This window comes from Streptomyces sp. Wb2n-11 (assembly GCF_001049855.1).
Lineage (GTDB): Bacteria > Actinomycetota > Actinomycetes > Streptomycetales > Streptomycetaceae > Streptomyces > Streptomyces altiplanensis.
In genome coordinates this window covers 6,262,296-6,284,591 of sequence record NZ_CVPB01000001.1, presented here as the reverse complement: position 1 = coordinate 6,284,591, position 22,296 = coordinate 6,262,296, and the positions used below count along the sequence as shown (strand labels likewise).

17 protein-coding genes and 2 pseudogenes are annotated in these 22,296 nt (G+C 72.3%); 11 read left to right on the top strand and 8 right to left on the bottom strand.

What is annotated here, in order from left to right; all coding sequences use genetic code 11:
• Positions 1 to 13: 13 nt before the first annotated feature.
• Entirely contained in the window at positions 14 to 907 is an 894-nt protein-coding gene (locus tag BN1555_RS28725; protein ID WP_093802074.1) for a glycosyltransferase family 2 protein, read from the bottom strand.
• Positions 908 to 1,309: 402 nt separating this feature from the next.
• On the bottom strand, positions 1,310 to 2,074 hold the full coding sequence (locus BN1555_RS28720) for a GDSL-type esterase/lipase family protein (RefSeq protein WP_093802073.1): 765 nt from the start codon (positions 2,072 to 2,074) through the stop codon (positions 1,310 to 1,312).
• Between the two features lie 441 nt (positions 2,075 to 2,515).
• On the opposite strand from BN1555_RS28720, the gene BN1555_RS28715 reads away from it, so the two are divergent.
• The 3 genes from BN1555_RS28715 to BN1555_RS28705 all read left to right on the top strand — a co-directional run bounded on the left by BN1555_RS28715 (position 2,516) and on the right by BN1555_RS28705 (position 4,923).
• The gene (locus BN1555_RS28715) at positions 2,516 to 2,866 is read left to right on the top strand and encodes a MerR family transcriptional regulator (protein WP_093802072.1); all 351 of its coding nucleotides are present in this window, start codon (positions 2,516 to 2,518) and stop codon (positions 2,864 to 2,866) included.
• Positions 2,867 to 3,286: 420 nt separating this feature from the next.
• Positions 3,287 to 3,643, top strand: a complete 357-nt coding sequence (locus BN1555_RS28710) for a helix-turn-helix transcriptional regulator (protein WP_093802071.1) — start codon at positions 3,287 to 3,289, stop codon at positions 3,641 to 3,643.
• A complete protein-coding gene (locus BN1555_RS28705; RefSeq protein ID WP_093802070.1) occupies positions 3,640 to 4,923 on the top strand; it encodes a tyrosine-type recombinase/integrase in 1,284 nt (427 codons plus the stop codon). Before BN1555_RS28710 ends, BN1555_RS28705 begins: the two co-directional genes overlap by 4 nt.
• Positions 4,924 to 5,119: 196 nt before the next feature.
• On the opposite strand, the pseudogene BN1555_RS28700 reads toward BN1555_RS28705, so the two are convergent.
• A pseudogene (locus tag BN1555_RS28700) lies at positions 5,120 to 5,962 on the bottom strand (peptide-N4-asparagine amidase); the annotation flags it as partial.
• A gap of 158 nt (positions 5,963 to 6,120) precedes the next feature.
• Between BN1555_RS28700 and BN1555_RS28695 the strand changes: the two are divergent.
• Together BN1555_RS28695 and BN1555_RS28690 are read left to right on the top strand one after the other, a co-directional pair.
• A complete protein-coding gene (locus tag BN1555_RS28695; RefSeq protein ID WP_093802068.1) occupies positions 6,121 to 7,974 on the top strand; it encodes an ABC transporter transmembrane domain-containing protein in 1,854 nt (617 codons plus the stop codon).
• The gene (locus BN1555_RS28690) at positions 7,971 to 9,752 is read left to right on the top strand and encodes an ABC transporter ATP-binding protein (protein WP_093802067.1); all 1,782 of its coding nucleotides are present in this window, start codon (positions 7,971 to 7,973) and stop codon (positions 9,750 to 9,752) included. The genes BN1555_RS28695 and BN1555_RS28690 overlap by 4 nt, the downstream gene beginning before the upstream one ends.
• Before the next feature lie 539 nt (positions 9,753 to 10,291).
• Here BN1555_RS28690 and BN1555_RS28685 read toward each other — a convergent pair.
• Positions 10,292 to 10,890, bottom strand: a pseudogene (locus tag BN1555_RS28685) (TetR/AcrR family transcriptional regulator).
• A 115-nt stretch (positions 10,891 to 11,005) separates the two neighbouring features.
• Between BN1555_RS28685 and BN1555_RS28680 the strand changes: the two are divergent.
• Positions 11,006 to 11,827 carry an SDR family NAD(P)-dependent oxidoreductase gene (locus BN1555_RS28680; protein WP_093802066.1) on the top strand — a complete coding sequence of 274 codons (822 nt, stop codon included), beginning with the start codon at positions 11,006 to 11,008 and terminating at the stop codon, positions 11,825 to 11,827.
• Between the two features lie 227 nt (positions 11,828 to 12,054).
• Here BN1555_RS28680 and BN1555_RS28675 read toward each other — a convergent pair whose 3' ends face one another.
• The 3 genes from BN1555_RS28675 to BN1555_RS28665 form a co-directional block, all read right to left on the bottom strand.
• Positions 12,055 to 13,587, bottom strand: coding sequence for a SulP family inorganic anion transporter (locus BN1555_RS28675; protein WP_093802065.1), 1,533 nt, complete (start codon positions 13,585 to 13,587; stop codon positions 12,055 to 12,057).
• The gene (locus BN1555_RS28670; RefSeq protein ID WP_093802064.1) at positions 13,584 to 14,198 is read right to left on the bottom strand and encodes a carbonic anhydrase; all 615 of its coding nucleotides are present in this window, start codon (positions 14,196 to 14,198) and stop codon (positions 13,584 to 13,586) included. Before BN1555_RS28670 ends, BN1555_RS28675 begins: the two co-directional genes overlap by 4 nt.
• Before the next feature lie 85 nt (positions 14,199 to 14,283).
• Positions 14,284 to 14,670: a hypothetical protein gene (locus BN1555_RS28665; RefSeq protein WP_141662891.1), complete on the bottom strand. Its 387-nt coding sequence runs from the start codon at positions 14,668 to 14,670 to the stop codon at positions 14,284 to 14,286.
• 261 nt (positions 14,671 to 14,931) lie between these two features.
• Here BN1555_RS28665 and BN1555_RS28660 point away from each other — a divergent pair, with 261 nt between their 5' ends.
• Genes BN1555_RS28660 through BN1555_RS28640 form a run of 5 tightly spaced genes read left to right on the top strand, consistent with a single transcriptional unit; the run spans position 14,932 to position 21,509 of the window.
• On the top strand, positions 14,932 to 16,422 hold the full coding sequence (locus BN1555_RS28660; RefSeq protein WP_093802062.1) for an ABC transporter substrate-binding protein: 1,491 nt from the start codon (positions 14,932 to 14,934) through the stop codon (positions 16,420 to 16,422).
• Positions 16,419 to 18,542, top strand: a complete 2,124-nt coding sequence (locus BN1555_RS28655) for an ABC transporter permease subunit (protein WP_093802061.1) — start codon at positions 16,419 to 16,421, stop codon at positions 18,540 to 18,542. Before BN1555_RS28660 ends, BN1555_RS28655 begins: the two co-directional genes overlap by 4 nt.
• Entirely contained in the window at positions 18,539 to 19,501 is a 963-nt protein-coding gene (locus BN1555_RS28650) for an ABC transporter ATP-binding protein (RefSeq protein ID WP_093802060.1), read from the top strand. The genes BN1555_RS28655 and BN1555_RS28650 overlap by 4 nt, the downstream gene beginning before the upstream one ends.
• Positions 19,498 to 20,262 (top strand): ATP-binding cassette domain-containing protein, encoded by a 765-nt coding sequence (locus BN1555_RS28645; protein WP_093802059.1) that lies wholly within the window; start codon positions 19,498 to 19,500, stop codon positions 20,260 to 20,262. Before BN1555_RS28650 ends, BN1555_RS28645 begins: the two co-directional genes overlap by 4 nt.
• Complete coding sequence (locus BN1555_RS28640; RefSeq protein WP_093802058.1) at positions 20,259 to 21,509, top strand: MDR family MFS transporter; 1,251 nt, start codon at positions 20,259 to 20,261, stop codon at positions 21,507 to 21,509. The genes BN1555_RS28645 and BN1555_RS28640 overlap by 4 nt, the downstream gene beginning before the upstream one ends.
• On the opposite strand, the gene BN1555_RS28635 is transcribed toward BN1555_RS28640, so the two are convergent.
• Positions 21,502 to 22,293 (bottom strand): metal-dependent hydrolase, encoded by a 792-nt coding sequence (locus tag BN1555_RS28635; protein WP_093802057.1) that lies wholly within the window; start codon positions 22,291 to 22,293, stop codon positions 21,502 to 21,504. The genes BN1555_RS28640 and BN1555_RS28635 overlap by 8 nt on opposite strands.
• Positions 22,294 to 22,296 lie beyond the last annotated feature (3 nt).

The window sequence follows — 22,296 nt, the reverse complement described above, 5'->3', positions numbered from 1 at the left end:
GGCGTGGGGCGGGTCAGACGATCGGTGGGCGGCCGGCGCGCGTCAGCCGCCACACCGTGCGCCACGACATCGCCCGCCGCTCCCCCGCGTCCCCGCGCAGCCCCTCGGTGAACCCCTTGAACCACACCCCGAGATTTCCCGAGGACCGGAAGCGCCAGATGCTGATCAGGATCCAGGCGGCCAGGTAGACGGGGATGAGCGGAGCCGGCAGGCGGCGGCGTGCGACCCACACCCGGTTGCGGGCCACCATCCGGTAGAACGGCTTGTGCCGGGCCGGGTTCGTCGTCGGGTGATGCACCTCGATGTCCCCGGCGTACCAGCCGACCCGGCCGAGGTCCCACAGCCGCCAGGACAGATCAACTCCCTCGTGGAAGAGAAAGAAGTGCCCGGGCCAACCGCCCACCGCCTCGAAGTCCGCGCGGCGAACGAGGACGATGCCCTCGGCCATGACGGTGACGACCCCCGAGCGCCGGGCGTCGCCGGACCGCAGCCGGGGAACCCACCGGCCCAGCGTCTGGCCGGTGGCGGGGTCGGCGATGCGGGGCTGGACGTAGGCAGCCTGCGGGTGCCGGTCAAACTCGGCGATCAGTCGGGTGAGGGTGTGCGGGTCCGGCAGGACTGCGTCGTTGTCGAAGAACAGCACAAACTCGGCGCCATGGGCAGCCAGAGCGTCCGCTCCGACGTTGCGCCCCTCGGGAATGCCGGTGTTTGCGGCAAGAGTGACGCTTTGCACGCCATCGGGGACGTAGTCGGGTTCTACGCCATTCCCGACAATCACGACACACAGGTCGACACCCTGCTGGGCGAGCACCGAGGTCATCGCGGTGCGGAACTCCGCGTCCCGGTCGTTCATAGTGAGCACGACGACGTCGACCGTGCGCTTGGCCGCGGGCTCTTCCCTGCTCACCTTGACCTGTCCTTCATTCGCTGGGCCTGCCGCACCGCTCCCGTGCGGGCACGCGCCGATGCGGAAGGGACGTGGCGGGGTCTCGGACGTTGCCCTGACTGCACGGCCCAACGCAGCGTAACGCCCGAAGCGCCTCTGGAATAACTCCGCGGGTTGGGACCGTGGCGCAATCCATAACATCCGCTGAACAGATCGAGACGCATCGGCGCCCGGGGCGTGCGCGCCCCGGGCGGCGGCCAGGCTCCCCATCCTTACGCGGCCCCTGGGACTCGACCAGCAAGTGATTGAATCGCTGCCCTGAAGACGATCACCGGCAAGCGCTCGATGGGGGCAGAGGGGAAAGCGACGGTCACCGACGGCGTCGGCCCCAAAACGGCCGCGCTCCTGGTCGACGGAAGGTGCCTAAAGACCATCCCGGGCGGCGAACTCCTCCCTGCGTGGAAAGCGCAGTGGCCGCAAGTCCAACAGTGGTGCGAGATGATCAAGCTGGACACGAAGACGGAGCTGCCCGAGGACCTCCTCACCGGTCTGCTGACGCCATCGCTGCCCAGAGCGCCAGCTCTCCTGGAAGCCCTCGGCCTGTGGTGACCGCTGGCCGGCAAGGTGCCGGGCAGCTGCGGTGAAGGGCGTCCAGACGTCCGGGAACAGCGCGCAGTACGCGGCGGCGGCCGCGCGGGCGGCGTCGTTGTAGAGGGCGAGTTCGGTGTTCATGGCGGCCACGGTGCCGGGGTCCTCGACGGGCCCGAACGGAGTCTCGCTCACGACGATGATCGTGCGGGTGTAGCCGCCGAGCCGGTCGAGCATCGCGTCGAAGTGGCGGGTGTACTCGTCGAGGTCGACCGCCTCCGGCATCCGGTTCTGGAGGCGGCGCCAGACGTCGTTGATCCCCGCGCCGAGGAAGGCCAGGTCGTAGTCGGTGCCGGTGGCGGCCCGGTCGCCTTCGACGATGCGGAGGCCGCTGGTGAGGGGGCGGCGCCATGCCGGGGCGCAGTCGGAGTGCCACCTCTTCGCGGTGACGCTCCGGCGCGAAGGGGCCTGGGTCCGCGACCTCAGAATCGCGTGACCTGCCCCTTGGTCAGAGCTTCGAGCGTCCCGGCCCCGGCGACTTAAGCCCAGGCCGCCAGCTGGCCCCAGCTCCTGACTAACACGCGTACAGGGTGCGATCACACAGACCCCAAAGGTCTACTCCGGCGCGCCGTCCCCACCAGCATGTGACCGAGGCTCACATGCATGGCCAGCTACAGACAGCCCAATCCGAGGGATTCGACAGAAATCTGATAGCGATCGGCTGGGCAAGCGAGTCGGAACCCACCACCGAATAGCAGGAGATCCTGATTGACGAGTCGATAAGTCAGTCGTTAGGCTTTCAGAGTGAGCTTTGATAGGCGAACTGGAGTGCCACTCATGAGGACTTGACACACACCGGGAACCGACTCGACAACATCGCTGCAGCACAGCGTCGGCAGTGCCGCAGCTTGAGGTGCGCTCCGCGCTGACACGCGAGGGCCATCCGTCTACGAGTTCGTACAAGTTCCGGCGCCCGCTTCAAGTCCGAGTGCCTACCAGCTGACGAAGCACCCAACCAGCCCTGGATGGAAGAGAGGTGCCATGACTAGTCCGGAGGCAAACCGCACCAGTGCCGAGCGCAAGGCCATAATCGAGGCAACCATTCAGGTCCTTGAGCAGGGCGAGGTGATGCTCACCCTGCGGGAAGCGGCCCGCGTCATCGGCTGCGACGAGAGGTGGCTTCGAGAGGTGGTCAACCATCGCGGCTTCCCTCACCACCGCTTCGCCAATTTTCTACGGTTCAGCCTCCAGGACTGCCGCGAAATCCGGGAGATGAACCGCGAGAAGGGCCGGCCGTCGGCACTGGCCAAGGCCCGCCGCCGCAAGGCCACTCCACGTAAGCCCACTGGCAGCGGCCCGGCTACACGCCCCCCCCTGAAGCCCGTTGCGTGAGGCGACCCCTAAGGGTATGCCGCGACCGGCAGCCTCACTCCGACTTGCTCCTCACGGACGACGGAGCGCAGAGGTCGGCTGGATGTGCCAGACCCGCCCTGACGTGAGAAAACTCCCGGACTTTTTCCTGACGATGCCGGTCACGGTCATGCGGCCTGCGAGCTCTACGCCCTGTGCCGCGAGTTCCGCCACCCGAACTGGCCAGCCTCAGACCCCGACCTTGAGCGGCGGAAGAAGCCCTGGAGCGCTACGGGGCCAACGGCACTGGCCGCGTTGCGCGTCCAGTGGCAGTTCCAACGCGAGTCCGACAAGGGACCAGTGAAGCTCTCGCCCACTAGAGGGTTGGAAGCGGTGAACAAAACACCCAAACCGAATGACACGGCTTGAAACTCATTCTGTTGCTCCGTCAAGGGGACATCTATGTACGCATCAATATCCACCCCGGGACCTGACCATGGCCGAAAGGATCGGTATCCCGTCCGCGCAGGTGATCGACTGAGCATCCCGATCGCCCCCGACGCGTGGCTGACCGCCAAGGACGTCGCCGAGCTTCTCGGGGTCTCCCAGAAGACGCTCCAGAAGTGGCGCACTGCCCGGACGGGGCCGCGGTTCCACCGCCTTGGCGCCGTCGGTGGACGTGTCCGCTATGCCGCAGCCGACGTCTCCGCCTTCCAGGAGGGAACGCAGGTGACCGTCGCGACCGTCGCGACCGAGGACAGCGGGAGACATGAGAGTCCGCCCGCCGGACGTTTGAAGCGTCCACGACCAAAAGGATGAGCATGGCCAAGGCATGGGTCGAAGACCTCTGGCACAAGAAGAACGGCAAGCCGACCGAGTACTGCCGCCGCCACAAAGGGGCCAAGCGCTACCGCAGTGCGGCCCACGGAGCCGGCGCGCAATGGCAGGTTCGCGGTTACGACGACCAGGGCGACGCACTGCCCAAGGAGAACTGGGAGTCGTACGACGAGGCGGAGAACCGAGCCCGGGAACTAACTACGGACGTCATCTCAGGCAGGCTCCGGCAGCAGCAGCGAGGTGAGATCACCCTGACGGCATACTACGAAACCGTATGGTGGCCGAATGCGGAGATCCTGCCCGGTACCCGGGAGCGCACCGAACAGCGTGTGAAGTCCTGCATCTTGCCCTACCTCGGGGAGAAGCGGCTGCTCGACATCGGCACGGAAGAACTGAACGCCTGGAAGCTCGCCCTGCGCAAGCAGGTCGCGTCGGGGACAGTCCGCACAGCGTGGCAGAACCTTTCGAAGATCCTCCAGGCCGCGTACGAGGCAAACCGCATCCCCCTCAATCCCTGCCGGGGGCTGGATTCTGCTCGACCGCCGAAAAGGCCACCGACGAACAAGGAGGCGTGGGGCCCCTCGGTGTTCCGGGATGTACGTGTGGCCCTCCACCCGCGGTACCGCGCCCTCGCTGATCTCGGCGTCGCCGCTGGCCTGCGCCCCGGCGAGGCGTTCGCATGGAGCCCCGACGATCTGCGGGACGGCTGGCTGTATGTCGACCGGCAGCTCCAGAGCATCGGGGCGCGGCACTGGTTCAAGCTGCCGAAGAGGGACAAGACCCGCCGTCTTCCCGTGCCAACGAAGTTGGAGGAGGCCCTGCTCGCCCACATGGAGGAATTCCCATCCGTAGAGGTGACGCTGCCCTGGGTCGACGCGAGCGAACCCACCATGGCATGGGAGCAGAGGCCGCAGGTGACGGTCCGGTTGCTCACCACTACGGCGTACGGCAACCCGATCACCAGCAACATCTTCCGGACCGACAACTGGAATCCGGCTCTGGAGGAAGCCGGGCTAGTGAAGCGGCTATACCGGGCCGACGGGACGCCTCGGGATGCCTGGAATGGCACGGAGCCGTTCACATTCCACGCTTTGCGGCACACCTACGCCTCGGTTCAGCTCGGCGCAGGCGAGACGCCCGTGACGGTGGCGGAGTACATGGGCGACACCGTGGAGACCGTGCTGGAGACCTACGCGCATTTCATCCCCGACGTCGGCGGCCGGGGACTGGAGGCCATGGGCAACTTCATGACGGTGGCATGATCATGTCTCAACTGACCGCGGAAGGTGTGGTGGTGGCTCCGGTTGTGCCAGGCTATCGGGCAATGACGACTCAGCTGATCGGCTTCGGGCCTGCAAATATCACTTCGGCGAGCACCCGGTGCGCCCATGTGCCCGATCAGTGCCCGACTGCGCGTGCTGCGAGCCTTTCACCTGCGGGAACGTTTTTCCCCAACCCGTACCAGAGGAAGGGGTTGGACCAGCCGCCCGTCCAGACCGTCGGGAACGGGGCGGCGATTCCCGCGAGCCGTCCGTCGACCTTGATCTGCACCTCGCGGTAGGGGCCGTCCGGCGCCTTGCAGGAGTACGGCGCCTCCTCGGGGACGGACAGGTACCAGTACTCCTCGCAGCCGCCGCCCGAGCCGGTCGCGTACACCTCGGCGAGGATCCGCTCGGAGTTGCGCGGGGTGGTGAGGGAGTCCCCGTCGAGGGTGAGGACGCGGTCGGGGACGGGGTCGGCCCGCTTCGCGCGTCCCTCGGCGGCGTAGAAGGTCAGGGACGCCCTGACGTCGATGACGCCGGTGTACGTCTCATTGACGACATTGCCGATGAGCATCTCGACGGGCTGCTCGCGGCGGAGCGTGTCGCTGTAGCGCGTGACGTCCTTCTCCACGGACCAGGTGATGCCTTCGGGCGAGGGCTGCGGGGTGGAGGTGCGGAGCACCTCGACCCCGCCGATGCGGAGGTACCCGAGGCGGTCGTACTGCCGCCCCGCCACCTCGCCCTCGAGCCGGAGCACCACCTTGCTCCAGCGGTCGCCGCAGCCCTCCGGGGGCGCGTACCCGCCTTTGTACGGCGTGAAGTCGCGGAACTGGGCCCGCGCGACCGTCACTTCGCAGGACCGGCCGCCGGGGACCTCGACGGGCGGCGCCGCGGTGACGGGATCGTGCCAGTCCCGGCCGAACTCGGCGGGCGGCCCGTCCCCGGCGGTGGCCGCTCCGGCCTGCCCCGCCCCGAACACCGTTCCCGCGGCCAGGACCAGACCGGCGAGCACGCGCATGACTCCAGGTCGTCTTCCCATGCGTCAGGAGTGAAGCGTGGGAGGGCCCGGAACACCAGAGCCCGATGTTCGATCTTGGCGTGTTCTGTGCCTCGGCGCCCATAAATCGATTGCGTTTTCCGGTGGAAAAAAGCGAGCCTTGCACGGTTTCATCCAGCCGCACCGAGCCGTGGGACATCATGCAGATTCGCGATCTTCCGTATCCCGATCCGGGCGTCCCCGACGTCCGGTCCGGGCCCCGATTCCTCTACTGGCTCGGGCGGAACCAGCTCGGCGGGCAGCTGAAGTCCCTCTCCTGGGGCCTGCTGCACCAGTGCGGCGTCGCCGGCCTGCCGCTGGGCGTGGGTCTCGCCGTACAGGCCGTGGTCGACAGATCCGGCGGCCGGCTGGCGCTCGCCGCCGGGCTGATCGCGCTGCTCGGCGTGGCGGTGGCCCTCGGCGACACCATGCTGCACAGGACCGCGGTCACCAACTGGATCACCGCCGCCGCGCGGGTGCAGCAGTTGCTGGCCCGCAAGACCGCGGAGCTGGGCTCGGCGCTGACCCGCCGGGTCGCGGCGGGCGAGGTCGTCGCGGTCTCCACGGGCGACGTCGAGAAGATCGGCTGGTTCGTCGAGGCGCTCTCGCGCTTCGTGGCCGCCGCCCTCGCGCTCGTCGTCGTCTGCGTGGGCCTGCTCGTCTACCAGCCCGCGCTCGGCATCGTCGTGGCGATCGGGGTGCCCGTACTGGCCCTGGCCGTCCTGCCGTTGCTGCCGAAGGCGACCCGGCGGGCCGATGTCCAGCGCGAGAAGGCCGGCAAGGCCACCGAGCTGGCGTCCGACACCGTCGCGGGCCTGCGCGTACTGCGCGGCATCGGCGGCGAGGACCTGTTCCTCGACCGCTACCGCAGCGCCTCGCAGGAGGTCCGCAAGGCCGCCGTGCGCAGCGCCCGCATGTGGTCGCTGATCTCCGCCATCCAGGTGCTGCTGCCGGGCCTGCTGTTGATCACGGTCGTGCTGTACGGCGCGAGGCTCTCCCTCGACGGGCGGATCGCGGTCGGTGAACTGGTCACCGTCTACAGCGCGGTGACACTGCTGCTCTACCCTCTGCGGCACGTGGAGGAGATCGCCATGGCGTACTCCTTCTCACGGCCCTCCGCCAAGCGGGCCGTGCGGGTGCTCTCGCTGGAGCGCACGGCCTGCGCGCCGGACGACACGGCGGCTTCCGGCGGTCAGGAGGCTCCGGGCGGCGACCTGTACGACCCGGCCACCGGGCTCCTCGCACCCGCCGGCCGGTTCACCGCCGTGGTGTGCGGCGATCCCGACCTGGCGGGCCTGCTCGCGGAGCGCCTCGGCGGTCACGCCACCTCGGACACCGACGAGGAGAAGCCGCCGTCGGCGCTGCTGGGCGGGGTGGCGCTCGACGACCTGCCGCTGATCACCGCGCGGGGCGCCGTCCTGGTCCAGGACAAGGACCCGGTGCTGCTCTCCGGCACGCTGGGCGAGCTGCTCGACGTACCGGCTTCGGGGAAGGTGACCGCGGCGGACGCCCTGGACGCGGCGCAGTGCGGCGACGTACTGGCCGCGCTCGCCCAGGCGTCGGCGGGCAGCACGGGCGACCCGATGCGCACCCGGATCACGGAGCGCGGGCGTTCGCTCTCCGGCGGCCAGCGCCAGCGCCTGGCGCTGGCCCGCTCACTGGTGACCGACCCCGAGGTGCTCGTCCTGGACGAGCCGACCTCGGCGGTCGACTCGCACACCGAGGCGCGGGTGGCGGCGGGCGTGAAGGGGCTGCGCACGGGACGTACGACCGTCGTCTTCGCGTCGTCGCCGCTGCTGCTCGACCGGGCCGACCGGGTGGTGCTCGTCCATGAGGGCGAGGTCGCCGCGGTGGGCGTGCACCACGAGCTGCTGCGCACCGACCCGCGCTACCGCGCGGTCGTCACCCGCGAACCCGACGACGAGCACGACGAGCACGACGAGCACGACGGGAACACCGCGGGCACCGCGGCCGCCCGGACACGGGAACTTCAAGAGATTGAGGAATCGGCATGATCGGCGTGGCGCCACCGGCGTACGACCCGGCGGCACCGGAGTCGGCGACGACCCTGCCCGTCGGCGGTCCCGCGACCGTACGGACCTATGTGCGCGAGCTGATGAGACGGCACCGCGGGGCGTTCGCCGTGCTCGTGTCGTTCAACGCGGCCGCGGTCGTCGCCTCGATGGTGGGCCCCTACCTGCTGGGTTCGCTCGTCGAGGACCTGGCGAACGGGGCGCGCGAGCTCCATCTGGAGCGCACGGCAGCGGTGTTCGCGATCGCGCTCGTCGTCCAGACCCTCTTCACCCGGCAGATGCGGCTGCGGGCCGCGATGCTCGGCGAGGAGATGCTGGCCGACCTGCGCGAGGACTTCCTCGTGCGGTCGGTCGGCCTGCCGCCGGGCGTGCTGGAGCGGGCGGGCACCGGCGATCTGCTGGCGCGCATCACCACCGACATCGACCGGCTGGCGAACGCGATGCGCGAGGCCGTGCCGCAGCTCGCCATCGGTGTGGTGTGGGCGGGTCTGCTGATCGGCGGCCTGACCGTCACCGCGCCGCCCCTGGCGCTGGCCGTGCTGGTGGCCGTTCCGGTCCTGGTCATCGGCTGCCGCTGGTACTTCAGGCGGGCGCCGTCGGCGTACCGCTCGGAGGCGGCGGGCTACGCGGCGGTCGCGGCGATGCTCGCCGAGACGGTGGACGCCGGGCGGACCATCGAGGCCCACCGCCTCGGCGACCGCCGGGTGGCCCTCTCCGAGCAGCGGATCAGCCAGTGGACGGCGTGGGAGCGGTACACGTTGTGGCTGCGGTCGGTGCTCTTCCCCGTCATCAGCGTCACGCACATGACGATCCTGTGCTCGGTGCTGGTGATCGGTGGCGTCTTCGTCCTGGAGGGCTGGATCAGTGTCGGCCAGCTGACCACGGGCGCCCTGCTCGCGCAGATGCTCGTCGACCCGGTCAACCTGATCCTGCGCTGGTACGACGAACTCCAGGTCGCCCAGGTGTCGCTGGCCCGGCTCGTCGGCGTACGGGAGATCGAGCCGGACGCGGGTGACCCGGAGGTCGTGCCCGACGGGCACGCGGTACGCGCCGACGCGGTGCGCTTCGGGTACCGGGCGGACGTCGACGTGCTGCACGAGGTGACGCTGGACGTGGCTCCTGGCACACGGATGGCCCTGGTCGGCCCTTCGGGCGCCGGCAAGTCCACGCTGGGGCGGCTGCTCGCCGGGATCTACGCACCGCGTACGGGCGAAGTGAAGCTCGGCGGGGCCGAGTTGTCACGGATGCCGGCCGAACGGGTGCGTACGCACGTGGCACTGGTCAACCAGGAGCACCACGTCTTCGTGGGCTCCCTGCGCGACAACCTGCTGCTGGCCCGCACGGGCGCGGACGACGCGGAGCTGTGGGCGGCGCTCGGCGCGGTCGACGCGGACGGCTGGGCGCGGACGCTGGACGACGCCCTGGACACCGAGGTCGGCTCGGGCGGCCACGCGCTCACCCCGGCGCAGGCGCAGCAGATCGCGCTGGCCCGGCTGGTGCTCGCCGACCCGCACACCCTGGTGCTCGACGAGGCGACGTCCCTGCTCGACCCGCGGGCCGCGCGGCATCTGGAGCGGTCGCTGGCGCGGGTGCTGGACGGGCGTACGGTCGTGGCGATCGCGCACCGGTTGCACACCGCGCACGACGCGGACGTGATCGCGGTGGTGGAGAACGGCCGGATCAGCGAACTGGGCAGCCACGACGAGCTGGTGGCGGCCGGCGGGGCGTACGCGGCGCTGTGGCGGTCCTGGCACGGCTGACCGTTCTCCGCGGTGCGTGACGGCGGCCGCTGCGTCCGGCAGCGATCCGCCGGGGCGCACTTCCGCGCTCCGTACCGCCCTGGCGTGGTGGTACGGAGCCCGGCGTGGACGCAGGCCGGGGGTTGGTGGCGCTGTTCACCCGGGCGGCGGGCCGGCCACACCGTCACCGGGTGCCGCTGCCCGGGGTGCCGGCGCCGGCCGGCAGGTGCCCGAGGCCCGCACGGTGGCGGAGGAGCGGCTGCACGCCACGGCCGCGAGAGCCGCCCGCCGGGCGGACCCGGCACTGCCCGGCGGTCCGGTGGCCACGTTCTCGCCGCGCCCTCGCATCGCCGGTCCGACTCCCGGGGCGCGGCTGCCGGGCCGCAAGGAGTGGGGCCGTACAGCGGGGACGTCCTGGCGGGCCCGAGCCCGGGCATGCCCGCCGAGGAGCACTTGGCGGAGCTGGCGCGAGCGCTCGGTGCGGGCCGGCGGCTGATGAGGGAGCGCCTCACCGAGGCGGGGCCGGCCGCGAAGGCCGGCGCGGAGGTGACCTTTCCCGTTCAGGAGCCGAAAGCTCTGAGGGTCGCGTCGACAAGTGCGTCGGCGTAGGCGGTGGTCAGCGGACCGCTGCGGTGCAGCCACCGCTGGAAGAGGGGGCGTAGAGCACTTCGAGGGCCAGGTCGAGATCGGCGTCGGCGTCGAGCTGGCCGGCCTCCTGGGCGCTGCGCAAACGCGCCTTCTCCGCCTCTTCCAGCGGCTGGGCCAGCTTCTCCCGGTACTCGGCCGCCAGCGCGGCGTCGTTGGCGATCTCGGTGTTGAGGGCCCGGATCAGCCTGTCGAAGGCCGGGTCGGCGAACTCCTCCGCCGTGGCACGCATGACGAGCTTGAGGTCGGCTTCGAGGTCGCCCGTGTCCGGCAGTGCGACCGACTGCCCGTCCGCATCCTCGCTCAGCGCCAGAAGGGCAGCGAAGACGACTGCGCTCTTCGACGGCCACCGCCGGCAGATCACCTGCTTGCCGACGCCGGCACGGGCGGCGACGGCTTCGACGGTGACCTTCCCGTACGCCTCCTCTGCGACCAGGGCGCGGGTGGCCGCGAGGACTGCCTGCCGGGACCGCTCCCTGCGCCGGGAGTGGTCCGGCCCCTTCTCGTTGGGCATGCGTTCAGTCCAGCCCCGAAACGAAACGAGACGATCCGTATTGCGAAACCAAAGGAGGTGCCCTAGATTCGCAGCGAACCGATACGAACCGTTTCGTTTACTGAGGTGGGACACCATGGCGAACACAAGAGTCTGGCTCGTCACCGGCGCGTCCCGCGGCCTGGGCAGGGCCTTCGCCGAGGCCGCCCTGGCGGGCGGCGACCGCGTGGTGGCCGCTGCCCGCGACGTCGAGCCCTTGGAGGAGCTGACCGAGAAGTACCCCGGCCGCCTGGTCCCGCTTCCGTTGGATGTCACCGACCGCCGGGCCGTGTTCGACGGGGTGGAGCGGGCGGCGGCCGCGTTCGGCAGGCTGGACGTCGTCGTCAACAACGCCGGCGGAATGCTCTACGGCATGGTGGAGGAAGCCACGGAGGAGCAGATCCGGGCGCATATGGATGTGAACTTCTTCGGCGCCGTGTGGGTGGCCCAGGCGGTCCTTCCCCACTTGCGCGCCCAGGGCGGGGGACGGCTCCTCCAGGTCACCTCGATGGGCAGCGGCGGCGGCATGGCCACCGTCGGCTTCTACGGCGCGGGCAAGGCCGCGCTGGACTCGGTCAGCGAGGCACTGGCGATGGAGGTCGAGGGGTTCGGCGTCAAGGTCACCATCGTGCAGATGGGCGGCTACAACACCGGCCTGTTCACCACCGGCACCACGGCCACCGAACCTCTGGCGCAGTACCAGCCCCTGCGCGCCGAGATGGAGGCGATGTGGGGCGACGCCGTCGCCCCGGAGCCGGACACCGCCGCTCCGGTCGTCATGGAGCTGGCCGCACTGCCGGATCCGCCCCGGCGCCTGATCGTCGGCAGTCAGTCCTTCGACCACGTCGTGGAGATGGGCCGGGCCCAAGCGGACCTGTACCGGTCCTGGGAGCACCTCAGCCGCATCGCCCCGGGCTAGCCGGGCCCGCGCCACGACGTGCACGCGGCCGGTCCCGCGGCGGGCTGGCGCGTCGAAGGCGTACCTCCGTACGTCCGAGGGCGGGGGCCTGACCTGCGGTCGAGAAGGGCACGGGCGCGGCAGGAGTACGGGCGGCCCCGCCCCGCACGGACCGTTCCGTGCGGGGCGGGGCGGGTGAGCGCGGTTCCGGCGGTGCCCGGCCGGGGCCGGTCCACGCCTCGCGGCGGTCAGGCCGCGACCTTCACCGCTTTCACCCCCTCGTCGTTGTGCCGGTCCGTCCACGCCGTCAGCGCCGCACCGCACGCGTGGTCCACGTGGCGCAGGCCCGTGAGGTCCAGCTCGATCGCCCGGTCGCGGGGCAGCGCCTCCAGTTCGTCGAGGAGTTTCGGCAGCCGCAGGAAGGTCGCGTTGCCCAGCACCCGGACCCGCAGCGGCCCCAGGTCGTCCCCGGTCCGGTCGTCCCCGGTGCCGTCGGCGCCGGAGACCTCCACGTGGACGTGGGACGTCTCCCACGCCGACTTCGCGACCGCCAGCAACAGGCCGATCAGTACCCCTTCGAACATGTTGGTCACCACGATCGACAGTGCCGTGGCGCCCAGCACCACCGCCTCACCGCGGTGTTCGCGCCACAGCGGGGCGAACTCCTTCACCGGGATCAGCTTCCAGCCCGCGTGCACCAGCACACCGGCCAGCGCCGCCACCGGGATCACGCCGAGGGCCGCCGGGAACACCGCGGCGAAGACGAGCAGCCACACCCCGTGCAGCACCCGGGACGCCTTGGTGCGCGCCCCCGCCTGCAGGTTGGCCGAGCTGCGGACGATCACCGCCGTCATCGGCAGCGCGCCGAGCATCCCGCACACCGTGTTGCCCGCGCCCTGGGCGACGAGCTCCTTGTCGTAGTCGGTCCTGGGACCGTCGTGCAGCCGGTCCACCGCGGCCGCGCTGAACAGGCTCTCGGCCGACGCGATCAGGGTGAAGGCGATCACCGTGCCCAGCACGCCCACCTCGGCGAGGCGCGCGAAGTCGCCCGTGCCGGGCGGCTGTACGGCGTCGAGCAGCCCCTGCACCTCCACCCGCGCGACCGGCGCGTCGAAGGCGAACGCCGCCACGGTGGCGAGTGCGACCGCGGCGAGCGGGGCGGGCAGCACGCGCGCCGCGGCCGGGATCTTCGGCCACAGCAGCAGCACCGCCACCGTGCCGGCCCCGATGGCGAACGCCGCCAGGGCCGGGCCCGACCCCAGGGTGTCGAAGGCCAGCCCCGGCAGGCCGCCGATCTTCGCGAGCCCGCCGGCGGGCGCCTCGGCGTCGACCAGCGCGTACAGCTGGCCGGCGATCAGCACCAGGCCGATACCGGCGAGCATGCCCTGCACCACCGCGATCGAGATCGCCCGGAACCACCGGCCCAGCCGGAGGGCGCCCATCGCGAGCTGGAGCACTCCGGCGCCCAGCACGACGACGCCGAGTGCGCTGATCCCGTACTCCTGCACGGCCTCGTACACGAGCACCGTCATCCCGGCCGCGGGTCCGCTGACCTGGAGGCTGCTGCCGGGCAGCAGCCCGGTGACGAGGCCGCCCACGATGCCGGTGACCAGGCCGAGTTCGGCGGGCACCCCGGAGGCGACGGCCACGCCCACGCACAGCGGCACCGCCACGAGGAAGACGACGAGCGAGGCGGTGAAGTCGGCACGGAGGTCGCCCGTGCCCCGCCGCGCGAGGCCGTTCCTGACGGCCTGGACGAGGGTGTTCGCGCCGGCGCTCACAGCGGAAGGAAGGCGTCGACGGCGGGCTGGTGGGCCAGGACGAGCCCGGTGTCCACGGCGTAGAACCAGCCGTGGAGCCTCAGTTGTCCGGCGTCGATGCGCTCGGCCACACAGGGATAGGCGCGCAGCCGGTCCATCTGCTCCCGGACGTTGCGCTGGACGGCCGCCGCCACCCCGGTGTCCGCCTCCGCGTCCGAGCGGAGTGCGCCCAGGTCGTCCGGCAGCTGGCTGTTCAGCCACCCGGCGACCGCCGGTACGGCGCGGAGGTCCTCACCGCGCACCCGCGCGCCGATCGCCCCGCAGTGGGAGTGCCCGCAGACCACGATGTCGGGGACTTGCAGCACGCTCACCGCGTACTCGATGGTCGCGGCCTCGCCGCTGGGCCGCTCCACGCGGTAGGGGGGCACCGCGTTGCCCGCCGTGCGCAGCTCGAAGAGGTCGCCGGGGCGTGCGCCGGTGATCAGGGAAGGGACGACGCGGGAGTCGGAGCAGGTGATGAAGAGCGCCTGCGGCGACTGGCCGGCCGCCAGCCGCCCGAACCACTCGCGCTGCTCGTCGCCGGCCGCTATCCGCTCCCCCAGGGAGCGGGCATGGTCGATGAAGGTCTGCATGGGGGGGATCGCCTCCAAGAGCGATGACAGTGCCGAGATGACGGATCGGTGTGTACGGGGCCCGGAATCGGCCCGTACGGCCGTGTCAGCAGCGGAAGACTTGGAGGGCGACGGGGAAGTCCCCGGATCTGAAGGGTGCGTGGCAGTACGGCACGGCGACGGCCGCAGCGGAGCGCAGCGGGAGTTCCGCGGGCGGGGACGACAGGGCGCAGACGGTACGGACGGCCGTCTGCGGGGCAGCCGTCTCGGGCCGGTGGGCCCGGCGCACGTGGCCCGGGTGCGTTTCGCCCTCGGGGAGCGGGGCCGAGCAGGAACCTCCCGCGGCCACCGGCGGCGCCGCCTCCGGGCCGGCGGCGGTCACGGAGTTGCCGGACACGGACACCGCGACGGCGTCGCCGGTCGCGGCCGTGAGGGAGAGCAGCGCGAACACCGCCAACAGCAGCGCCTTGGCGGCTGCGGTGATCCGCAACACGGTTCCCCCCTCCCTGTGACGTCGTGCCGGAAGTCGACACCATTCTGTTCAGGAACAGACACCGGACAGCAACTCGGCAATTTACAACCGTGTTAACTCTCCGCGAACAGGTCGCCCCACCCTTCGCACATGCCATCGCCCCGTGGATGGCGACGGCCGGACTGCCGAGCGTAGGAGCAGGGACGAGTATTTGTTGAATATGATTTTCATGAGCTATGTTCTGGTCGCAAACCGTTTGCTCCATGCCCCGGAAGAGTCCCCGTGCCTGTGCCCAAGGTCCTGCCCGTCGCGGCCATAGCCGTCGCGTCCTCCCTGCTGCTCACCGGATGTTTCGCCTCCGGTGCCACCGGTACCGCCGCCTCCGGGGACAAGCGCATCAGGGTGGCGATGATGCAGCCGCCCCGGTCCGGCCTCTCACCGCTGAGCGACGACGCCTTCAAGCTGTCCCGCTGGAGCACCGCCGAAACACTGGTGACGCTCGACGCGGAGGGAAACGCGCGTCCCGCGCTCGCCGAGAAGTGGCGGCGTACGACCGACCTGACCTGGGAATTCACCGTCAGGGACGGCGTGCGCTTCCACGACGGCACACCGCTGACCGCCGCCGCCGTGGCCCGCTCGCTCACCGCGGCCGCCACCGCTTCGCCCAAGCCGCGCATCCTGGACGGAGTCGGCCTCACGGTCGAGGCGCGGGGCGACACCGTCGCCGTCTCCACCGCCGAGGCGGATCCGCTGGTGCCCGAGCGGATGTCCTCGCCGCAGTTGTCGGTCCTCGCCGCGAAGGCGTACCGGGGCAAGGTGGTGAACCCGGTGGGCGCCGGCACGGGCGCGTTCGTCCTGACCGAGGTGAACGGCACCAGCTCCGCCGCACTGGACCGCAACGAGCACTACTGGGGCGGCGCCGCCAAGGCCCCCGGCATCGACGTGACGTTCGTGCCCGACAGCACCGCCCGCGCCGCCGCGCTGCGCAGCGGCGAGGCCGACATCGTCGAGGCCGTACCGGTGTCGCAGGCGTCGCTGCTGGACGAGAAGCAGATCACCGAGGTGCCGATGCCGCGCACCAACACCCTCTACCTCAACACGTCCAAGGGCACCTTCAAGGACGCTTCCCTGCGGGCCGCCGCACGCCGGGCCATCGACGCGCGGGCGCTCGTGGACGGGGTCTACGAGGGCCGCGCCGATGTCGCCGAGGGGCTGCTCGGCCCCGCCCTGCCGTGGGCGAAGGAGCGGAAGGGACGGACCTCGGCCACCGCTCCCGGAAAGCCGGACGGCGCTTCGGTCACCATCGGCACGTTCACGGACCGGGCCGAGCTGCCCGAGGTCGCCGCGACGCTCCAACAGCAGCTCCAGAAGGCCGGGTTCAAGGTAAAGCTGGAGGTGCGGGAGTACGCGAACATCGAATCCGACGCGCTGGCGGGCAAGTTCGACGCGTTCGTCCTCTCCCGGGCGACCGTCCTCGACTCCGGCGACCCGGCCGCGTACCTCTACAGCGACTTCGCGAGCGACGGGTCCTTCAACATCGCGCAGCTGAGCGACCCGGCCGTGGACAAGGCGCTGCGCAAGGCGGCCGGTACGGCGTCGGGCGACGCGCGGCGTGCGGCCGTCCTGGCGGCCGAGACCGCCGTACTGAACACGGACGCCGCGATCCCGATGCTGCATGAGCGGGTCGTCCAGGGTGACGCGACGCACGTCGTCGGCTCGGCGAAGGACCCGCGCGAGCGGGAACTCGTCACCGTCGACACCCACATCAAGTGAAGGCGGCGCTGACGCGGGCCGCCGGTCTGCTCGCCGTCACGGCGGGGGTCGGGCTGCTGCCCTGGCTGTCCGGCAAGGACCCGGCGCTCACCGTGCTGCGGGCCAGGTCCGCCGAGCAGGAGCCCACCGCCGAGGCGTTGGACTCGATCCGCGACGACCTCGGTCTCGGCGGCGGGCCGCTCGCGCTGCTCGGCGACTGGGCGGGCGGGCTGGTGCGCGGCGACCTCGGCACCTCGTGGGTCTCGGGGGCGGAGGTGCTGCCGTCCGTGCTGTCCGGGCTCGGGGTGTCGCTGCTGCTGATGGGCGCGTCGCTGGTGGTGGCCGTACTGGTCGCCGTCGCGCTGTGCGCCCGGACGGTGGTGCGCGGGGCGCGGGGCACGCTGCGGGGGCATGCGGCCGGTGCGCCGGGCGCGATGCTCGCCTCCGTACCGGAGTTCCTGCTGGCGACGGTGGGGCTGATCGTGCTGGGCGTGTGGTGCGGCTGGCTGCCGACGTCCGGCTGGGCCGGCCCCGCGCACCTGGTGCTGCCCGCGCTGGCCATGGGCGTACCGGCGGGCGGCCTCGTCGGGCGGCTCGTCGACGACGCGCTGCCCGCGGCCTTCGGTGAGCGGTGGGCGGTGCTGTGGCGGGCGTCCGGCGTCACGCCGTGGCGGATCGCGGGCGCGGCGACACGTCGTGCGATGCCCGCGCTGGTGCCGCAGTTCGGGCTGGTCGCGGTGGGGCTCACGGGTGGCGCGGTCGCGGTGGAGACGGTGTTCGCGGTGCCGGGCATCGGGCGTACGGCGCTGGGCGCGGCCAAGTCCCAGGACCTGCCGCTGCTCCAGGGCGCGGTACTGGCCCTGCTGGCGCTGGGGCTGGTGGCGGGAGCGGTGGCGCACGTCGTACGCCGCCGGCTGCTCGGACCGGCGCTGCGAAACGTCTCCGCGGCACGGTCGGGGCCGACGGGGCCGAAGGGCGCGGCACGGCTGGCGGTCTTTGCCGTACGCCGCCGGCTGTTCGGCCCGAGGCCGGGGCCGCGGCCGCGGAGCGGTTTGGCGGTGGCGGTGCCGGCCGGCGCGTCGGTCTCTTCCCCCGTCCCGCCTCTTCCCGAAGTCCTCCATCGCCGGACGGGCCCGCTTTCCCGGCCCGGGACGGAAGAACCGGGAGAGCCGGCCCGCCCGGCGAGGGAGACGCCGAGCCACGGACAAGCCCGTCCGACGCCCGGGGCATCAGGTCAAGAACAGACCCGTCCGGCGATTGAGGACCGGGGCCCGGGGCGGAGCCTCATGCACGGTGCGGGGCGGCGCCCGGCGCGAGGCCGGACGGCAGGGGCGAGCGGCGCCTCACTGGCGTTGCCCGCTCCGCTGCCCGCGCCCGCGGGACCGCTCCGGCGGGCCGTGCCCGTCGTGCTGGGCGGGGTGCTGCTGGGAGTCGTCGCCTGGGGGCTGCTGCGGGATCCGTACGCCGTGGACACCGCCGCCCGGCTCGCCGCGCCGTCGGGGGCGCATCCGCTGGGCACAGACGGGCTCGGGCGGGACGTGCTGGCGCGGCTCGGGCACGGGGCGGCCTCCACGGTGGGGGTGGCACTGGCCGTGTGCGCGGTCAGCTACGCCGTCGCCCTGGTCCTGGGGTTCCTGCCGGACTTCACAGCCGGCGTCAGCGATGTCGCCAACGCCCTGCCACCCGTCGTCGTCGGCATCCTCGTCGCCGCCGTGCTCGGCCCCGGTACGGCGGGCGCCTCGCTGGCCGTCGCACTGGTCTCCTGGCCGCCGCTCGCCGCACACGCCGCCGCCCTGGTGCAGGAGGTACGCGCGTCCGGCTTCCTCACCGCGCAGCGCGCCATCGGTTCCACCCCGTACCGGATCCTGACCCGGCACGTCCTGCCCGCCGTCGCCGGACCGGTCGCCCGCCACGCGGTACTCCGGCTGCCCGCGATCGCCCTGGCGCTCGCCTCGCTCGGCTTCCTCGGACTCGGCGTACAGCCGCCCGCGCCGGAGTGGGGGCTGCTCCTCGACGAGTCGCGGATGTACGTCGAGCGCGCCCCGTGGGCCGCGCTCGCGCCCGCGACGGCGCTCGCCCTGCTGGCGGGACTCGCCGTGTCCCTGTCGTCACTCACCTCCCCGAAGGCCCGACGCCCATGACTTTGCTGTCCGTTCGAGATCTGCGCGTCCGCGTCCGGGACGGGGAGCGGACCGTCACCCCCGTCCGTTCCCTCTCCTTCGACATCCGGCGCGGCGAAACGCTGGGCCTGGTCGGCGAGTCGGGAGCCGGCAAGTCGCTGACCGCGCGGGCCGTGCTCGGCATGGCGCCGTACGGGGCGGAGATCACCGGCAGCGTGCGGTTCGACGGCCGCGAGTTGGCCGGCGCGGACCACCGCGCGTACGCGGGGCTGTGGGGGCGGCGCATGGCGTACGTACCGCAGGACGCGCTGGCCGTGCTGTCGCCCGTGCACACCGTCGGGGACCAGATCGCCGCCGCCGTACGGTCGTCGGGGTGCGGGCGCGCGCAGGCGCGGGCCAGGGCCGTCGCCGCGCTCGACCGGGTGGGGATCGCGGACGCGGCGCGGCGGGCGAAGGCGTATCCGCACGAGTTCTCCGGCGGGATGCGCCAGCGCGCGGTGATCGCGATGGCGACCGTCAACGACCCCGACCTGGTCGTCGCGGACGAGCCGACCACCGCGCTCGACCCGACCGTGCAGGCGCAGGTGCTCGGCGTACTCGCCGAGCGGCGCGCGGAGACGGGCGCGGCGCTGATGCTGGTCACGCACGACCTGGGCGTGGTGGCCCGGTACGCCGACCGCGTGCTGGTGATGTACGCCGGGCGGCACACAGAATCCGGGCCCGTGGGCCGGGTGTTCGGGCAGCCGCGCGCCCCGTACACCGCCGCGCTGCTCGCCTCGCTGCCGCCCGGCGAACCGACGGCCGACCGCAGGCTTCCGGCGCTCGGCGGCGCTCCGCCGACGCCCGCCGACGTCCCTGCGGGGTGCGCCTTCGCGCCCCGCTGTCCACTGGCGGACGACCGCTGCGGCGCCGAGGCCCCCGAAGCCGTGGGCGACGCGCACCTGGTGTCCTGCCACCACGCCCTGGAGGCCGCCGTATGAGCGCACTGCTGGAGGTACGGGACCTGGTGGTCCGCTACCCGGGCCGCACGGCCGTCGACGGCGTCTCCTTCGAGCTGGCCGCGGGCGAGACGCTCGCCCTGATCGGCGCGTCGGGCTCCGGCAAGTCGAGTACGGCGGCGGCCGTGCTCGGGCTGCGCCGCCCCGACAGCGGCGAGGTGTGGTTCGACGGGCGTGAGCTGACCGCGCTGGACGAGCGGACGCTGCGGGCGCTGCGGCCCGCCCTGCAACCGGTGTTCCAGGATCCGTACGGTTCGCTGAGCCCCCGGCAGCGGGTGCGCGACGCGGTGGCCGAGCCCTTGCGCGTACAGGGCCGGTGGGACCGGGACGGCGGTCCGCGGCGGGTGGCCGAACTCCTGGAGATGGTCGGTCTGGACGCCGCGGCCGGCGGGCGCCGGCCGCACGAACTGTCCGGCGGGCAGTGCCAGCGCGTCGGCATCGCGCGGGCGCTGGCGAGCGGGCCGCGGCTGCTGGTGCTCGACGAGCCGGTGTCGGCGCTGGACCCGTCGGTACGGGCCGGGGTGCTCAACCTCCTCACGGACCTCCAGGAACGGTTCGGCCTCGCGTACCTCTTCATCTGCCACGATCTGGCCCTGGTGCGTCACGTGGCGCACCGGGTCGCGGTGATGCGTCACGGCCGGGTGGTGGAGACGGGGCCCGCCCGCCTGCTGTACGGGACGGCCGAGCATCCGTACACGCGCGAACTGCTCGCCGCGGTCCCGTCCGTCGGGGGTGCGCGATGAACGCCGCCGATCCGTCCCGGCTGCCCCCGCTGCCCCGATTGCTGATCTCCAGCCAGTTCGCCTTCAACGTCGGGTTCTTCGCCGTCCTGCCCTATCTCGCCGAGCACCTGAGCGGGGCGCTCGGGCTCGCGGGGTGGCTGGTGGGCCTCGTACTGGGGCTGCGCACCTTCAGCCAGCAGGGACTGTTCGTGGTCGGCGGGGCGCTCACCGACCGGTACGGCGCCCGGCCGGTGGTCCTGGCGGGGTGTGTCCTGCGCGTGGCCGGGTTCGGGTGGCTCGGGTTCGCGGGCGCGACGTGGTCGGTGATCGGGGCGGTCCTGCTGGTGGGGTTCGCCGCGGCGCTGTTCTCGCCCGCGGTGGAGACGGAGATCGCCCGGCAGGCGGTGCGGCACGAGGAGGAGACGGGACTGCCCCGCACCCGGATGCTGGCGCGGTTCTCGGCGGGCGGACAGGCGGGAGCGCTGATCGGCCCCGTACTGGGGGCGCTGCTGCTGTACGGCGGGTTCCGGGCCGCGTGTCTGACGGGCGCCGCGGTCTTCGCCGTCGTCACGGCGGCGCACTGGCGCCTGCTGCCGGGCCGCCCGCCGGCCGGGCCCGGGGAGCGCGGTCAGGACGGCCGGGAGCACGTGCCGGTGCGGGACGGAGTGCGGCTGCTGCTGCGCAACCGCGCTTTCCTCGGCCTGTGCCTCGCCTACAGCACCTACCTGCTCGCCTACAACCAGCTCTACCTCGCGCTGCCCGGCGAGCTGCAACGCGCCACGGGGTCGCAGGCCGCGCTCGGCTGGCTCTTCGCGCTGTCGTCCGTGCTGGTGGTCGCCGGGCAGGTGCCGCTGTCGCGGTGGGCGGCGGAGCGGCTGTCGTGGCGGGGCTCCGTGCTCGGCGGGCTGCTGCTGATCGCCGCGTCCTTCGCGGTGGCCGGGGCGCTGCTGGAGGCGGGCGGACTGTGGCCGTCACTGGCCTTCGTGGTGCTGTTGACGCTGGGGCAGATGCTGGTCGTCCCCGCGACCCGGGCGTGGGTGCCGGATCTCGTCGGCGACCGCAGCCTCGGCCTGTTCACCGGTGCGCTGTCGTCCGTGTCGGGCCTGGTGGTGCTGGCGGGCAGCGCTCCGGCCGGGGCGCTGCTGGAGGCGGGCGGGGCGCTGCCGTGGCTGGTGCTGGCGGCGGTGCCGCTGGCGGGGCTGGCGCTGGTGCCGCGTACGGCCCGTGCGGCGGCACCGGCGGCCGTGCCCGGCGCACCCGTCAGATGAAGTTGAGCGCCGCCGCGCCGCCCACTCCCCCGAGCAGCATGAAGGCCGGCATCAGCACCTTCAGCTCCACCCAGCTGCCCGCGCGGAACCGCAGCGCCTTGGGCGGGCCGATCGGGTACCAGCGCTTGCGGCCGACCGGGATCGGCCACAGGATCGGGCAGCCGGAGACGGTGAGCGCGTCGCCGATGTCGTGCACCAGCGCGCCCAGGACGATCGGCAGGCCGAGCCACAGGTACTCCTGGCCGGCACCGGTGAACAGCCAGTCGGCACCGTTGCCCGGTTTGTCGAGTATGTCCGCCAGCATCCACGCGCTCGTCGCGCCGAGCAGCCACACCAGGACGTCGCTGGACATCCGGGCGGCCCGCCACAGCAGGCCCTCCACGGCCAGCACCAGGTGGACGAAGAGGATCATGAGGACCGCCCAGCGGCCGCCGGCGAACGCCAGGAGCGACGCGCCGCCGCCGGTCATGACCGCCCACAGCCAGGTGTGGGTGAGGGTGCGGTGGCCGCCGGTCCTGCGCGGGTCACCGGGCTTCCTGGTCGCCTTGTAGACGGCGTACGACAGTTTGTCGACGATCTCGCACAGGCCCTTCGACACCGGCCCGAAGGCGCGCGAGATGGTCGCGGACTTGTGGTCGAGGTCGGGGGCGAGGGCCGCGCCCGCGCAGATCAGCGCTCCGACGGCGAGTACGGGCCAGGGCATCGGATGTCCGGCCGCGGCCGTCGCCGCCCCCACCCCCAGCCAGGCCGCTGCTCCTGACAGGGAGTGTGCCGGTCCCATCATGGT

What these genes read in the sequence shown, in the direction of transcription:
- BN1555_RS28650 (WP_093802060.1), top strand. Translation starts at nt 18,539, where the DNA reads ATGACTTTGCTGTCCGTTCGAGATCTGCGCGTCCGCGTCCGGGACGGG.
- BN1555_RS28680 (WP_093802066.1), top strand. Translation starts at nt 11,006, where the DNA reads ATGGCGAACACAAGAGTCTGGCTCGTCACCGGCGCGTCCCGCGGCCTG.
- BN1555_RS28705 (WP_093802070.1), top strand. Translation starts at nt 3,640, where the DNA reads ATGAGCATGGCCAAGGCATGGGTCGAAGACCTCTGGCACAAGAAGAAC.
- BN1555_RS28670 (WP_093802064.1), bottom strand. Translation starts at nt 14,198, where the DNA reads ATGCAGACCTTCATCGACCATGCCCGCTCCCTGGGGGAGCGGATAGCG.
- BN1555_RS28645 (WP_093802059.1), top strand. Translation starts at nt 19,498, where the DNA reads ATGAGCGCACTGCTGGAGGTACGGGACCTGGTGGTCCGCTACCCGGGC.
- BN1555_RS28690 (WP_093802067.1), top strand. Translation starts at nt 7,971, where the DNA reads ATGATCGGCGTGGCGCCACCGGCGTACGACCCGGCGGCACCGGAGTCG.
- BN1555_RS28635 (WP_093802057.1), bottom strand. Translation starts at nt 22,293, where the DNA reads ATGATGGGACCGGCACACTCCCTGTCAGGAGCAGCGGCCTGGCTGGGG.
- BN1555_RS28640 (WP_093802058.1), top strand. Translation starts at nt 20,259, where the DNA reads ATGAACGCCGCCGATCCGTCCCGGCTGCCCCCGCTGCCCCGATTGCTG.
- BN1555_RS28715 (WP_093802072.1), top strand. Translation starts at nt 2,516, where the DNA reads ATGACTAGTCCGGAGGCAAACCGCACCAGTGCCGAGCGCAAGGCCATA.
- BN1555_RS28710 (WP_093802071.1), top strand. Translation starts at nt 3,287, where the DNA reads ATGTACGCATCAATATCCACCCCGGGACCTGACCATGGCCGAAAGGAT.
- BN1555_RS28695 (WP_093802068.1), top strand. Translation starts at nt 6,121, where the DNA reads ATGCAGATTCGCGATCTTCCGTATCCCGATCCGGGCGTCCCCGACGTC.